Raw genomic sequence first — 15,334 nt, forward strand, 5'->3', positions numbered from 1 at the left:
CGAACACCGTCCATCTGTTCGATGAACCCCAAGAAAAGCAAAGATCAGGATGTTACAGATTACTAGTCATTCCTTCCGTGACAGTGTTTGTATTTCTTGCCACTACCGCAAGGACATGGATCGTTGCGTCCGACTTTTGGAGTAGTCCTTCTCACTTGTACGGGAGCTTGTCCTGGTTGCGCACCTTGAACCCTTCCCGTTTGTCCTGGTGATCCAAATTGGGATACCGCTCCATGGGTTTCTACAATTCTTCCCGGAGTGGGCCTTTGGGAACGATTTTGAGTTTCGGAACTTTGGATCTTCACACGTACCATGAGAACAGCAATGTATGCCCTGATCTCACCGATCATCCTATCAAAGATATCAAACCCCTCTAGTTTGTATTCCAAAAGGGGATTCTTTTGAGCATAGGCACGGAGATATACAGCTTCCCGAAGTGCTTCCAGCTGATCCAGATGATCTTGCCAACGCATATCTATCTGTCGTAGATACTGGAATCGTAGGAAATCATTGAACGGTTTCTCTCCGGTTATGGCAATCTTCTCTTCGATATGCTTTTTCAAAGCTGAGAACACTACGTTCTTAAGCGAATCCGATGCTAATGGGAGTAAAGCTTGACTATCGAATTCAGGAACATAATGGAACCGTTCCTCAAGAGCCTCATTCAATTTCGCTAGGGTGGCCTCTACTTGTTTAGGATCGATCTCTATAGTGTTGACGATATCTGCGACGATCTCTTCGCAAGCATCGAGTCCTCTGGAAATGAGATCCTCCGCCATGAGAATGGAATCGCGTTGTCCGTAGAGATAGTTCCTTTGCTCGTTAAGCACATCATCATACTCAAGAAGGTGTTTTCTTATCTCAAAATTCTGTTCTTCGACCCGAGTCTGGGCTTTCTCGATAGCACGACTGACCAAGGCATGCTCGATAGGCTCAGCTCCCATGCCAATCCGGCCTAACATGGAACGGACTGAATCCTTTGCGAATAGTCTCATCAATGTATCGTCAAGGCTCAGGAAGAATCGAGATACACCCGGGTCTCCTTGACGACCAGATCGACCGCGCAACTGGTTGTCTATGCGCCGTGATTCGTGTCGTTCGGTTCCTAAAATATAGAGTCCTCCAAGACGTTTGACCTCCTCGTAGGCTTCCTTCCATTTTGGATAGACGATCTGTTTTGCCTGTTCATACTCTTCTGGTGTCGCTTCAGTTCCGCATACTGCCCGGATTCTGGCATCCAGAGAACCTCCAAGTTTGATATCGGTACCACGACCTGCCATATTCGTAGCTATCGTCACAGCCCCTTTTGCTCCTGCATCCTCGATAATCAAAGCTTCTCTAGCATGGTTCTTCGCATTTAAAACTTCATGTCTGATACCCCGTCTACGCAGCATGGCCGACAGCTGTTCCGATTTCTCAATCGTTACAGTTCCTACGAGAATTGGTTGGCCACTAGCATGCACAGTCTCGATCTCATGGCAAATTGCCCCTAGCTTATACTCTTCGTTGAGATACACAAGGTCCTGCAAATCCTTCCTAACGATAGGAAGATGGGTAGGGATAACCACGACATCCAAACTATAGATCTTCTGGAATTCGGCAGCTTCGGTATCTGCGGTTCCTGTCATTCCAGAGATCTTATCGTACATACGGAAAAAATTCTGGAAGGTGATAGTGGCTAGGGTTTTATTCTGTACCTCTACCCGAATACCCTCTTTAGCTTCTATCGCCTGGTGTAATCCGTCACTATAGCGGCGTCCATGAAGAATACGGCCAGTGAATTCATCTACGATCTCTACTTTGCCATCGGCTACCACGTAGTCGGCATCAAGGTGGAAAAGTACATGGGCTTTCACTGCTTGGGTCATATAATGGACATATTCGAAGTTCTCGCCCTCATAGAGCGATCCTTCAATTACCGAGTTCCTTTGCAACAATTGTTCAATATGATTGAGACCTTGGTTAGTGAAGGTGATACGTTTCTGTTTCTCATCCACCTGGTAGTCACCTTCGGGAGTTTCCGGATATTCACCTGTTTGGGGATCTTTGGCACATTCGTCCAAGAGAGGGACAATCTTGGAAGCTGCTCTGATTTTTAACGTGTCGTCAGAGGCTTGTCCACTGATGATCAGCGGTGTTCGTGCCTCATCAATGAGGATAGAGTCAATCTCGTCTATTATGGCATAATGGTGTTGCGGTTGGATCTTATCCCTGGCATCCCACTTCATATTGTCACGAAGGTAATCGAATCCGAATTCGTTATTTGTTCCATACGTGATATCGCATGAGTAGGCGTTTCTTCTGGCCTCATTGTCAAGATCACTTACTATTGCACCAACCGACAATCCGAGGAAACGATAGATTGGCCCCATCCACTCACTATCACGTTTAGCGAGGTAATCATTGACCGTAACGATGTGGACACCCTTGCCCTCGAGTGCATTCAGATAGGCGGCAGGCACACAGGTAAGCGTCTTTCCCTCTCCAGTCTTCATTTCCAATATCGTGCCCTCATGCAAAACTAGCGCACCCATGATCTGTTCATTGTAATGTCTCTCATGAAGTACCCTGTCGGCAGCCTCTCTTGCGAGAGCGAAGGCTTGAGGTAGAATTGAATCCAAGGATTCTCCTTCGGTAAGTCGTTGTTTGAATTGTCCAGTGATGGCGGGAAATTCCTCGTCGGAAAGACCTTTCGCCCAATCGGCGAATCCATTTACCCGATCCACCAGTGGCGTCAGACGCTTTATATCCTTCTCCTGTTTGGTTCCGAATAGTTTCTGTATAAGGCTTTTTGCCATGGGAATCCCTCTATCTCAATAAATTTGCTCGATAAAGTATACCAATTATGATTGCGTGTGTATATCGCCTCAGGTAGACTATATGGGTACGTAATCGTTGCAGGAGGAGTTGGTGAAAGTCTGTTTTACCGGAGGCGGGACGGGAGGACATGTGTTCCCTGTATTCGCCATAGATGAGCAACTAGGACGACTATTGGAACGACAGGGAGAACCGTATGAACGGTTTTGGCTCGGTAGCCGGATGCCATTAGAAAAACATTGGGTCCTCTCTGCCTCGATACCACATATCGCGATCAGATCGGGAAAATTGAGACGGTACTTTTCCTGGCGTTTCATCCCCGATATGATGGGAATTGTTGTCGGCTTCTTCCAGTCCGTTTATTTCTTGTCCAAAGAAAAGCCCGATGTGCTTTTCTCGAAAGGTGGTTATGTCTCCGTTCCTCCCGTGTTGGCAGCCAAGATTCTCGGTATCCCATCGCTTACCCATGAATCCGATGCGATCGTGGGATTGGCTACAAGGATCAATGCACATTTGGTGGAAACCGTTTGTATTCCTTTTGAAGAGGTCAAAACTCAGTTTCCCGCTAAGATGCATCATAAATTGGTAGCAACCGGTGTGCCAAGCCGTCTTTCTGCTGACGATGCTGACGCCAAGAGAGCTTTTGAACGGTATGGGATTCCCATAGGCCGTCCTTTGATAGTAGTCTTGGGTGGGAGTCAAGGGGCATTGCAGATAAATGAAATGGTCTGGGAACAGCTCGATAGACTCTTGGAGATCGGTTCTGTCGTCCATCAGTCGGGAGAAAAGACCTATCGGAATATCCGTCGGGAAGGGTACCATATCATGCCGTTTATTGATGATGGCCTAGGTGATCTTTTGGCAGCTGCGACAGTGGTAATCTCACGATCTGGAGCAACGGCTTTGGCTGATTTTCTGGAGTTCTGCTTACCTATGGTCCTCATCCCACTTGGAATGAACGCCTCCAGAGGCGAACAGATGGGGAATGCGCAAAGAATCGTTTCGGCTGGTGCTGCGATTCTCATAGAAGCGGAAAAAGCCACTGGTGAGAATCTTGTTTCTCTTGTGGAAAATATCGTTTACGATCATGATATGCGTGAGAGAATGGTCAAAGGTGCCAAGTCGCTGCGTCCACAACCTGCAGCTCCTGTCATCGCTTTTCAGATTGTGCGCTGTATGACCGGTAAAGAAAAAAGGAGAGTCACAGATGACTGAATGGGGATTTGCATTAGGTCCGTATGTATTCAATGTGGTGGATGTCATAATCGTCGTAATCGCATTCATGGCTGCCGTTGTCGGGACAGTTAGGGGATTTGCCCTCGAATTTTCCTCAAGGGCAGGTTTTCTCATTGGTTTTGTCATAGCATTGCTATTTTCCCGATTGGTTTCTTCATTGTTGATGGAAAATTTTGATTTGCCTCCCTTGGTTGCTACATTGATTGCATTTGTCATTCTCTTCATCATCGGTTATATCCTCATGATGATGGTCGGTTCACTACTAGACAAGACCTTGGATGCCTTGGGGTTGGATTGGCTGGACAGATTACTTGGTCTGGTCTTGGGAGTAGTTGAAGTTTTTGTAGTAGTCGCTTTCCTTGTCTATCTGCTCGAATTGCAGCAAGTGGTGGATGTCTCTGCATACCTTGACCCCAGTGTCCTTACAACCAAACTTATCAAACCGCTGACGCCGGTGGGGGTGGATCTTGTGAAGGGAATACTGTAGATGTTCGAAGTACTCATGCCGTATAGGCAAGATTCTGCAACATTGATGGCGCAACAGATCGCAGGTGGCGTCTTTCCCCAAGCCTTGCTCATTACTGGGCATAGGTACAGTGGTCGATTCCGGCTTGCCATGGAGGCTGCACGCGCGCTTTCCTGTAGGGAAGGTGGTCAAGCGGCATGTGGATGCCAATCCTGTAGAGCCTTTTCTTCCTATGGTATGTCCAATGTCGTATATGTCGGCAACAGAAACCACATGAGCAGGATTGAAGCTGCATTGGCTATCATGGAGGACTCTGGGAGTGAGTCAAACAGGACATTTCTGATACAGACTGTACGCATGATGTTGCTACAATTCCATCCAGCGTTATTGGATGGCAAGGATACCAAATCATCCTCTAATTTTGAAGCTGCCTCGACGGTAAGTGAGGTGCTTTTTGATCTGGAGGAGGCTAGGGAGGACCAGCTTTCCGAACTTGTTCAGAAATTAAGGACAACTCTCAAGCCACTGTACAATCATGTGAGAAAGAGTAGCGCACTCGGCATTGGACAGGTGAGATCAATTCAGGAATGGACTGTCCAGACCAGCTTCTCTGACCAACCGAGGTTCATTGTCCTAGAAGGGGTCGAAGAGAGTACCGAAGGTGCCCGTAACAGTCTGCTGAAGCTACTTGAGGAACCTCCCCGACAAACCTATATTATGATATTGAGTGAGAATCCCTCACGATTACTCCCCACGATACTATCCCGACTGCAACGCCATCATGTCCGTCCTCTGGATTCACAAACCAAGAATCGCGTATTGTCCGATCTTTTTTCCACCAATGGTGATGATTACCAATCGGTGGAACAGTTCATGTTGGAGAAGGCTTCGGTGCCATGCAAGGATCTCGAAAATCTGGCACAGCGCTATGCAGATAGTGTATTGGATCATACCCCATTTGATCGTAGCGAGTTAGATAGTCTCTGTAGCGAACTTGACGAGCCTGTGAGACTAGAGTATTTTCTCACACAGTTTCAGGAGGCTGTACGCGCTCGATTCCTTGGTGGAAACTGTAGTACATCCGTCGTCTCCACCTTGTTGGAAATTTCAGGTTCTTTCGCCCAAAAGGCCTTTATCTTCAATCAAAATAGTAAGGTATTGGTCGAATCCCTCTATTATCGGTTACGGGAAGTAGTATGAATAATTTCATTCGACGAGCTTTTGACAAAATCGAAAAACTCAGCACAGATGAAATCAAGACATTGGTCAGGTACCAGGCCAGTGAGAATGAATTGTTGGGTAATATACTCCAAAAGATCGATCTGGGAGTAGTGATTACCAATGGCATGGGAAGAGTTCTTACCTGTAATGACGCGGTAAAACACTTGCTCCCGATATCCCGACAATTCACTGAGGGTACATCCTTACGGTATGTTCTTGCGGATGCAGATATTGCCAAGTTCATGCTCTCAGCCCTCGACACGGTAACCGATGACCGAGAGATAGAAGAGGAATTCCATTTACAACATGGGGATAAAGTAAGGACGCTCTTTATTCAAGCCTCCTCATACATAAGTAATCTCGATCCATTTTTCCAACATGACAATGGAAAGCGGGTATTGTTTATTGTACAGGACATTTCTGAGGAGAAGCGACGTGAGGCAAGATTGCACCGTTCGGAAAGCTTGGCGTCATTGACTACGGTTGCAGCCGGGGTTGCCCATGAAATTAAAAATCCGTTGGCCTCTATCGGTATACATCTGCAGCTTCTGCGGAAAGCCTTCCAACGTAAGAAAACTCTCACATTGGATGATGCAAAGCGTTATCTAGATGTGATCGATGAGGAAATTGAACGATTAAACGGGATTGTCGTTGATTTTCTCTTCGCTGTTCGACCGATGGATGTCCATCTACGCTTGGAACAAGTCAATAGGGTGATTGATGATGTAATCAATTTTGTCGGATACGAGTTGTCAGAACATGCAATTTCGATAACCCGGAATCTTCAGGAATTTCTACCTAAATTGCGACTAGATGAGAATTTGATGAAGCAGGCTCTGTTGAATATTATCAAGAATGCTATGAACGCCATGGAGCCAAATGGAGGGATTCTCACTGTTACGACTAAACTAAGTGGTGACAATGTAGTACTGAATATCTCAGATACGGGTAGTGGAATGGATGAAGCAACACTATCGAAGATCTTCGAGCCCTATTTCACAACCAAAGACACAGGTAGCGGTCTCGGGTTAACAATGGTGTTCAAAGTTGTCAAGGAACACAATGGAGAGATCTCGGTCTCATCGAAAAAAGGGGAGGGTACCTCCTTCACTATCACTTTACCAGTTCCAACAAGTGAACGATTGGCTTTGGAGGCGGCCCATACTTCATGAATAGGACAATACTCATAGCTGATGACGAGAAAAATATTCGCAATGGACTACAGTTGGCTCTTGAAGACGAAGGGTATTCCATACTTCTGGCCTCAGATGGAAAGGAGGCCTGGAATCTCATAACCGAAAACAATGTCGATATGTTGATTACGGATCTTCGTATGCCACATATGTCTGGGCAGGAATTGCTCAAGCGGGTTTCTTCCAATTATCCTACCATGCCAGTGGTTATTCTAACTGGTCACGGCACTATCGAGGCTGCTGTAGAGGCTATGCGAAATGGCGCTGTGGATTTTATGACCAAACCACTGAACTTAGACAGACTGTTTCTTCTCATACGAAGAGCTTTCAGCAATCTAGACCTCCACGATCAGAACGCCGCCCTAAAAAAAGAGTTGGCTGAACTGAAGCGGCAAAGCGGTTATAGTAAGATTATCGGAAAGAGTGAACCGATGGTCAGACTCATGGAGACGGTCAAACAGGTTGCCGATGCCACAGCAAGTGTCTTGGTTACCGGTGAGAGTGGAGTGGGTAAGGAACTGGTCGCCGATGCTCTTCATCAACTCTCAAGTCGCTCTAACGGACCGTTCATTAAGGTAAGCTGCGCCTCCTTCGCAGAGACTCTTTTAGAGGATGAGCTTTTCGGTCATGAAAGGGGTGCCTTCAGTGGGGCTACTGCTGCCCGGAAGGGCCGATTCGAACTTGCCAATGGTGGAACCCTCTTCCTAGATGAGATAGGAGAAATTAGCCAAGGAACCCAAGTCAAACTTCTGCGTGTTCTTCAAGAGCGGCAATTCGAGCGATTGGGGGGCGAAAAGACCCTTACTGTTGATGTTCGGCTTGTAGCTGCGACCAATCGGGACCTGCGTGCTGAGGTGGATGCTGGACGTTTCCGTGAAGATCTTTATTATCGTTTGAATGTAATTCATATGGAGGTTCCTCCACTTCGGGAAAGGAAGGAGGATATTCCATTGCTCATGTCCCATTTTCTAGAAATGTACAATGAGAGGAACAAGCGACAGGTAGAAGGTTTTTCTCAAAGGGCGAAGGCAGCCATGTTATCGTATGATTGGCCTGGAAATATTAGAGAATTGGGCAATTGTGTTGAAAGTGCGGTAGTCTTGGCCTCGGAGAAGATTATCGATCTGGACGATCTTCCCGGTGCCGTGAAGAATGCGAGCTCGGAGGAACGGGTGGTCATTCCCGTGGGAACGACCATGGAGCAGGCTGAAAAAGCCCTAATTCTGGCAACTATCGCCAGTTGCGGTGGGAACAAGTCAAAAGCAGCCGATATACTCGGTGTAGCAAGGAAGACATTGCATCGAAAGGTACAGGAATACAAGCTTGGAGAACAGTGAGATTTATCAGGTATTCGACGCTGATGGCATACTTTCAAAACGTTTTACAGGGTATGAATTCAGGGATGGGCAGTTGGAAATGGCTCTTACGGTTGCAAGGGCCTATGAAGAACATGCGATTGCTGCAATTGAAGCCGGAACTGGCATCGGCAAATCGTTCGCCTATTTGGTTCCAGCCCTTCTTTGGGCAATCGAGCATCCCAAGGAACGGACTGTCGTAGCCACATCTACTATTAATCTACAGAAGCAGCTTTTCGATAAGGATATCGTTCAATTGTTCTCATTATTGGAAAAATCTTGTCCTATAGCCTTGGTCATGGGGCGCAGCAATTATCTGTGCCTTCGTCGGTTGGAAGAAGCTGCAGACGATACACCGCTCATAGCTCGGGATCCGCTCAGTGAGATTGGTAGTATAGTTGCTTGGAGTGCAGAGACGGAGACGGGTTTGAAAACAGATTTCCCAGGGAGGATTCGTGCCAAGGTATGGTCGGAGATTTGTAGCGATGCCGATCTCTGTCTCGGGTATAAATGTTCATACTTCCGGGATTGTTATTTCATGAAGTCACGTAAACGTGCAGCCGAATCCAATATTCTTATCGGTAACCATCACCTTCTATTTACCGATGCACGATCAAGAATGATAGATGGGATAGATTACGATGAGGATGCCGTCCTACCGCCTTTCCAGCGTCTGGTAATAGATGAGGCCCACAACATCGAGCACAATGCAACCGATTTTTTCACCACAACCTACAGTGGACATGAGATGGTCAGGTCGATCGGACGTCTGTCTCGACAGAAAAGACATGCGAAAGCTTTATTGGATGAGTTGGCTCCCTATGCACAAGATGATAGCCTCCCTGGAGAAATAACCACCGAACTCTCACTTTTGACCGAGGCGATTGGATACTTGGATACCTATCTACTGGGACTGATGCAGCAATCACGTGTGTTCAATCTCCTCATTACACCTGCTATGCATGGTTCGTTAGGAGATTTTGTCCGCTTATCTGAATCTGTTACAGCACACACGGAGAGATTGGATGCCTTAGTTAAGCAACTGGTCCAAACAGGAAAAATTCCCGAGGAGTTGGATTATCGCGTACGAGAGATGGTTGTGCATGTGAGGAGAATTCAATCAGGCGCACAGGCTCTGACTCTGTTTATCGATTTTCCTCGTTGGACCCAAGATGTCCATTGGTTCGAGCTTGTGGATACCGGTAATGCGACTAAAGGTGTCCAGGTCCATATTTCACCTCTATCGGTTGCCAGGCCATTACAGGAATCGTTGTTCAGTAAACTCTCGACTGTTATATGCACGAGTGCTACCTTGGATTTGCATGACCAATTCACCTATTGGGGATCGAGGGTGGGACTACCTATTCTCGATGAACGACCCTATTTCACTGCAGTACACCACTCCCCATTCGATTTCAAACAGAATCTTCTTCTGCTTACACCAAATGATGCTCCTGTATTTTCTGAAAAGAATCCCGAAGCATTCTTCTCGTATTGCAGTAATACGATCAGAGATGCCATCTATGCTTCCGGAGGTGGTGCTCTTGTCCTTTTCACCTCATATGCCATGTTGAGAAAAGTCAGCGAACAGTTATTACCCGATATGGAGAAGGCGGGTATTTCTTTGATGAGACAAGGTGATGAGGATCGTAGTCATCTCTTGAATCGATTTATGGTCGATAAGGACAGTGTTTTGTTCGCGACAGATTCATTTTGGGAAGGGGTTGATGCACCGGGTGATACTCTCCGACTCGTCATAATCGTGAAACTACCATTCAGGGTGCCCACTGATCCCGTCTTTAAAGCTCGACAAGAAGCTCTGGATTCAGTAGGAAAGAGTGGGTTTTTCCAGCTTGCTCTTCCTGAAGCTACCATGAAGCTGAAACAGGGATTCGGTCGTCTGTTACGCAATACGGTTGACAGTGGAATCGTGTTGATACTCGACAGTAGGGTGGTGAACAAACAATATGGTCGATGGATGTTGGAAGCTTTGCCGCAGTCATATCATCCTGAGACTGCAACGGAAGGAGTTCCTGCAAAGATAGAATCCTTCCTCTTTAGTTAGAAAAAAGAGGTTGCCGTCACGGCAACCTCCTAATCCCACGTTGGTGTACGAGGTATCTAGCTGATTACAGCGAGAACATCGGACATGTGGAGAATGAGATACTCTTGGCCATCCGCCTTGACAGAAGTGCCGGCATACTTGTCATACATGACTTTGTCGCCCTTCTTCACGGTAATGGATTCGTCATCACCAACAGCGACTACATCGGCGATCTGGGTCTTTTCCTGAGCAGTCTGCGGGATGAAGATTCCTCCGGCAGTCTTTTCCTGGACCTCTTCCATTTTGACAAGTACTCTGTCTCCCATCGGTTTGATAGTCATAAATTCCTCCTGTATGATATTATCTCTCATATTATTTGGATACTGAGATGAAATCCTCTAGAAATATACGCACAAAGATGCGTACGGTCAAGCAAATGAATGAATTTGCTTTACTATCTTTGCCTGCCTTTCCGTTTCGTTTTTCTCTTTGTATATTGGGTGTGTGAAAGGGAAAGATATGGTAAATCAGACAACAGACCAACGATACAGGAAAGCTCTGAATATCTGCAGTACAAATCTATCGGAGATAGAAGGTGGCAGTCCTCGGGATGCTGCGCTCTGTTTCTTTCGCATGGGTGTAGTATTAAGTAGATTGGGAGATATTGGTGGTGCGATTCGCTGTTTCAATGATGCCTTTATCCTACGTGATATTTCCGGTTTAGAGAGGTCTTCCCACCATTGGAGAACTTTCCATGATACACAAATGGCAATATATATCTTGGGTAAACGGAAAAAGACCTTGGTTTCGATCGCCGAGGGAGACATGGTGCATGATCTGATTAAGAATCGTTGGAATCAGCTCAACAGGGAAATCGAACAATCAGAGATTCCCTTTGCTGGTAAGGATATGCGAGCTTGGTACCGTACAATAAAGATAGATTTCCCCTGGGAAATGGAGGATATGGAAGATCTAGTCGATGCCGAAGTTGACCAAGAATTCGATATTCACGAAGAAGAATGGGTCAAAATTACCCAGTAATCAACCATTTTAGGGTGAGTGTGACATTTTGACACGTCTGACCTGTAGTCTCTGGTTCCAGAAAGACTGACATTGCCTGACATTCCTTCTTATAAAAATATGCAAAATATTAACATATAACAAAATATAAAATGTTTCTCTTTCTTGTATGTAGTTGGCATGAAAAATGCTTCCTATTCAGTAGGAGGAGTTGCATATGATCCGGAACAAGAAAGTTTTGAACGAGTATGACCAGTTCGAGGACGAAAATATCCTCTCCATGTATTTGAAAGAAATCAACCGTATTCCTCTTCTCACACGTGAGGAGGAAGATTCATTGGCAAGAAAAGCCGCGGAAGGCAATGAATTTGCCCGTAAAAGAATGATTGAATCGAACCTAAGGTTCGTTGTTAACGTTGCAAAAAAATATCAAAACCAGGGATTACCCCTGATTGACCTTATTAATGAAGGGAATATCGGTCTCATGAATGCTCTAGAGAAGTATGATGTGGATCGTGGTTACCACTTCATTAGTTATGCTGTTTGGTGGATCAGACAAGCTATCCTAAAAGCTATCTGTGAGAAATCAAGGACTGTGCGTTTACCGCTCAATAGAGCGAATGAATTGGTACAAATCCAGAAGGCTCAACGCAAGCTTATGCATGAAAGTGGAGAGGAACCAACTCTGGAAGAGCTTGGCGAGGCAATGAAGATGGATCCCCAATTGGTAGGAGATTTGCTCTCCATCAGTCGTGAGATGGTAAGTCTTGATGCTCCTGTCTATGGCGATCCCTCCAACTCGACTGTAGGGGACTTTATTGAGGATGACTATCGTTCCGCTGAGGATATCCTGATGGACAAAACCTTGAAGGATGATATCAATGAAGCATTGCAGATTCTAAGCGATAAGGAGCGTGAGATCATCGAGATGAGATTTGGTCTCAATGGTGCCATTCCCATGTCCCTCAAAGAGATTGGAGAGCTTTATAATCTGACGAAAGAAAGGATTCGCCAGATAGAGAAAAAAGCGTTGGAAAGGATGAAACAACCGACGCGCTTGAAGGCGCTTGAATCATATACGGCATGATGCCAGAAACCCTCCTTGCATTGACAGGGAGGGTTTTCTCATATACATTGATATATCGTGAATTGATTATAGAAAATGAATTTAAGGGGGTACTTCATATATGTCGAAGGACGTGACAAAGTACGTGTATTTTTTTGGAGAAGGTAAAGCGGAAGGTTCCGCATCGATGAAAGATCTACTTGGAGGGAAGGGTGCGAATCTGGCCGATATGACGTCAATCGGATTACCAGTTCCTCCAGGATTCACCATCAGTACGGAAGCCTGCGCGTACTATAGTGCGAATGACAGTACGTATCCTGAGGGGTTGCGTGAAGAGGTCCTTAAGCATCTGGACCACTTGGAGAAGGTTATGGGAGCCAAGCTCGGCGACAGTGAGAACCCCCTTCTTGTCTCCGTTAGATCTGGGGCTGCCCAATCTATGCCTGGTATGATGGATACGGTCCTCAATTTGGGGATGAATCCAGATTCTGCCAAAGCCCTTGCGAAAAAGACCAACAACGAACGTTTCGCTTGGGATAGTTACCGGAGATTTATGCAAATGTTCGGTGACGTTGTCATGGGTGTTCCCCACCATGAATTCGAAGAAGCCCTCCAGTCGGTTAAGACAGAGCGAAACTGTGAATTCGACACTGATCTCGATGTGGAAGACATGAAAGAGGTTATTGATCGATACCGGGCTCTCTATAAGCGCTATATCGGAGAAGATTTCCCTACTGATCCTATTGACCAGCTATTCAAGGCTATCAATGCTGTATTCGGCTCTTGGAACAATGATCGTGCCATCAGATACCGGCAGATGAACGATATCAGAGGGCTTCTCGGAACTGCAGTGAATGTCCAGTCGATGGTATTCGGTAATATGGGAGCTACGAGTGGTACTGGAGTTGCCTTTACCCGGGATCCTTCTACAGGAGAGGACAAATTCTACGGCGAGTATCTCATGAATGCTCAGGGAGAGGATGTCGTCGCAGGTATCAGAACTCCCCAGACTATCGATACGTTGAAGTCAGTCAACGAGAAGGTGTACCAACAGTTGGTCGATATCCGTGATCTTCTGGAAAAACACTATAAAGATATGCAGGACATCGAATTCACAATTCAAGAGGGTACATTGTACATGCTCCAGACCCGTAACGGAAAGCGGACTATTTTCAGTTGGCTCCGAAGTCAGGTCGAAATGGTGGAATCGGGTCTTATTTCCAAGGAGACTGCCGTTGGTCGAGTACCTGCAGGTGAATTCAACAAATTGTTCGCTCCCGTTCTTGACAGTGATGATATCGACAAACAGGGCGTTCAGGAAGTAACAAAAGGACTGAATGCCAGTCCTGGTGGGGCCTGTGGACAGGTCTATTTCTCCGCCGAGAAGGCTGAGGAGATGGCTGCTCTTGGAAAAGATGTCATTCTTGCTCGCGTAGAGACCAGTCCCGAAGATATCGGTGGTATGGCAGTAGCCAAAGGTGTTATTACAACCCGTGGTGGTATGACCAGCCATGCAGCTGTTGTTGCCCGGGGAATGGGATGTCCCTGTGTCTCGGGAGCTGGAGATATATCCATTAATTATAAAGATGGCTCCATGAAAGTAGGCGATAAAGTAGTCCGTGAAGGTGATTTTATCTCCATCGACGGTTTTACCGGTCAGGTCTACTTCGCACACATCCAAGTAAAACCCTCAGAAATCGTTCAAGTTCTCAATGGAGAAATGAAGAGCGATGAGTCGTTGTTGTTCCAAAACTACAACAAATTCATGGGATATGTTGATGAAATTCGTAAGTTAAGAGTACGTACCAATGCAGATACTCCTGCTGATACCCATATGGCTGTACAATTGGGTGCAGAAGGTATCGGATTGTGTAGGACAGAACACATGTTCTTTGGTGGTCAGAGAATCATCAGTGTGAGAAAAATGATCTTGGCCAACAACAAGGTTGAGCGCGAGAAGGCACTCGCCGAACTGTTGCCCATGCAGAGGCAAGATTTTGAGGAGATCTTCACAGAATTGAATGGTCTTCCCGCAACGGTTCGCTTGCTTGATCCTCCATTGCACGAATTCCTTCCAAATGATCACACTAGTAGACATGAAATGGCTCTACAGTTGGGTATATCGGTTGAAGAAATTGCTCAAAAAACAACGCAGTTGCATGAATTCAATCCTATGCTCGGTTTTAGAGGATGCAGACTTGCTATTGTGTACCCTGAAATCCTCCATATGCAGGTGAGGGCTATCATTGAGGCAGCTCTCAATGTATCTGAGAAGGGCACAGAGGTCCATCCGGAGATCATGATTCCTCTGGTTGGACACTATAAGGAATTCGAATACACCAAGAAACATGCTATTGAAACCATTGAAAAGGTGTTTGCGGAAAGGGGCAAGAAGATTGCTTATAAGATTGGAACCATGATCGAGGTCCCAAGAGCAGCGATAACTGCAGATGAGATTGCTAAATCGGCCGAATTCTTTAGTTTCGGAACCAATGATCTGACACAGATGACTTGTGGTTTCTCCCGTGATGATGCGGCGAGCTTCCTAGGACCTTATGTGAATGACACCGATAAGCAATTTTATGAATATGATCCATTTGCAACCATTGATATTGATGGTGTCGGGAAATTGGTCAAAATAGCTTCTGAGTTAGGGCGTTCGGTCAATCCGAAGATCAAGCTAGGTATCTGTGGTGAGCATGGAGGAGATCCAAAGACCATAGATTTCTGTCAGAAAGTGGGATTGGACTATGTATCCTGTTCGCCATTCCGTGTTCCAGTTGCACGTTTAGCTGCGGCGCAGGCTGTATTAAAGAAGTAGCTAACGTACAGCATTCAAACATTTCTCACAACAAGAGGGGACGTTTCAAACGTCCCCTCAATTATTAGATTAGTGTCGATCTCGATAAAATAAGT

The 15,334-nt window shown here is 46.0% G+C and carries 11 protein-coding genes; 9 read left to right on the top strand and 2 right to left on the bottom strand.

Annotated features, from left to right (window positions below):
* Positions 1-62: 62 nt before the first annotated feature.
* Complete coding sequence (secA, locus tag ACODJP_RS08380) at positions 63-2,798, bottom strand: preprotein translocase subunit SecA (protein WP_422480454.1); 2,736 nt, start codon at positions 2,796-2,798, stop codon at positions 63-65.
* A gap of 112 nt (positions 2,799-2,910) precedes the next feature.
* Between secA and ACODJP_RS08385 the strand changes: the two genes are divergently transcribed.
* Genes ACODJP_RS08385 through ACODJP_RS08410 form a run of 6 tightly spaced genes read left to right on the top strand, consistent with a single transcriptional unit; the run spans position 2,911 to position 10,353 of the window.
* Positions 2,911-4,032 (top strand): UDP-N-acetylglucosamine--N-acetylmuramyl-(pentapeptide) pyrophosphoryl-undecaprenol N-acetylglucosamine transferase, encoded by a 1,122-nt coding sequence (locus tag ACODJP_RS08385; RefSeq protein WP_422480456.1) that lies wholly within the window; start codon positions 2,911-2,913, stop codon positions 4,030-4,032.
* On the top strand, positions 4,025-4,540 hold the full coding sequence (locus ACODJP_RS08390; protein WP_422480458.1) for a CvpA family protein: 516 nt from the start codon (positions 4,025-4,027) through the stop codon (positions 4,538-4,540). The genes ACODJP_RS08385 and ACODJP_RS08390 overlap by 8 nt, the downstream gene beginning before the upstream one ends.
* Positions 4,541-5,719, top strand: a complete 1,179-nt coding sequence (locus ACODJP_RS08395) for a hypothetical protein (protein ID WP_422480460.1) — start codon at positions 4,541-4,543, stop codon at positions 5,717-5,719.
* On the top strand, positions 5,716-6,912 hold the full coding sequence (locus tag ACODJP_RS08400) for a two-component system sensor histidine kinase NtrB (protein WP_422480462.1): 1,197 nt from the start codon (positions 5,716-5,718) through the stop codon (positions 6,910-6,912). The genes ACODJP_RS08395 and ACODJP_RS08400 overlap by 4 nt, the downstream gene beginning before the upstream one ends.
* Entirely contained in the window at positions 6,909-8,270 is a 1,362-nt protein-coding gene (locus tag ACODJP_RS08405; RefSeq protein ID WP_422480464.1) for a sigma-54-dependent transcriptional regulator, read from the top strand. Before ACODJP_RS08400 ends, ACODJP_RS08405 begins: the two co-directional genes overlap by 4 nt.
* A complete protein-coding gene (locus ACODJP_RS08410) occupies positions 8,257-10,353 on the top strand; it encodes an ATP-dependent DNA helicase (RefSeq protein WP_422480466.1) in 2,097 nt (698 codons plus the stop codon). Before ACODJP_RS08405 ends, ACODJP_RS08410 begins: the two co-directional genes overlap by 14 nt.
* A gap of 56 nt (positions 10,354-10,409) precedes the next feature.
* On the opposite strand, the gene ACODJP_RS08415 is transcribed toward ACODJP_RS08410, so the two are convergent.
* On the bottom strand, positions 10,410-10,673 hold the full coding sequence (locus ACODJP_RS08415; protein WP_422480468.1) for a co-chaperone GroES: 264 nt from the start codon (positions 10,671-10,673) through the stop codon (positions 10,410-10,412).
* Between the two features lie 163 nt (positions 10,674-10,836).
* Between ACODJP_RS08415 and ACODJP_RS08420 the strand changes: the two genes are divergently transcribed.
* The 3 genes from ACODJP_RS08420 to ppdK all read left to right on the top strand — a co-directional run bounded on the left by ACODJP_RS08420 (position 10,837) and on the right by ppdK (position 15,239).
* Positions 10,837-11,373: a hypothetical protein gene (locus ACODJP_RS08420; RefSeq protein WP_422480470.1), complete on the top strand. Its 537-nt coding sequence runs from the start codon at positions 10,837-10,839 to the stop codon at positions 11,371-11,373.
* Positions 11,374-11,569: 196 nt separating this feature from the next.
* Positions 11,570-12,439, top strand: coding sequence for a sigma-70 family RNA polymerase sigma factor (locus ACODJP_RS08425; RefSeq protein WP_422480472.1), 870 nt, complete (start codon positions 11,570-11,572; stop codon positions 12,437-12,439).
* Between the two features lie 100 nt (positions 12,440-12,539).
* Positions 12,540-15,239 (top strand): pyruvate, phosphate dikinase, encoded by a 2,700-nt coding sequence (gene ppdK / locus ACODJP_RS08430; RefSeq protein ID WP_422480474.1) that lies wholly within the window; start codon positions 12,540-12,542, stop codon positions 15,237-15,239.
* Positions 15,240-15,334 lie beyond the last annotated feature (95 nt).

The sequence above is a fragment of the Pleomorphochaeta sp. DL1XJH-081 genome (genome assembly GCF_049310885.1).
In the GTDB taxonomy this organism is placed as follows: Bacteria; Spirochaetota; Spirochaetia; order Sphaerochaetales; family Sphaerochaetaceae; genus CAYZJV01.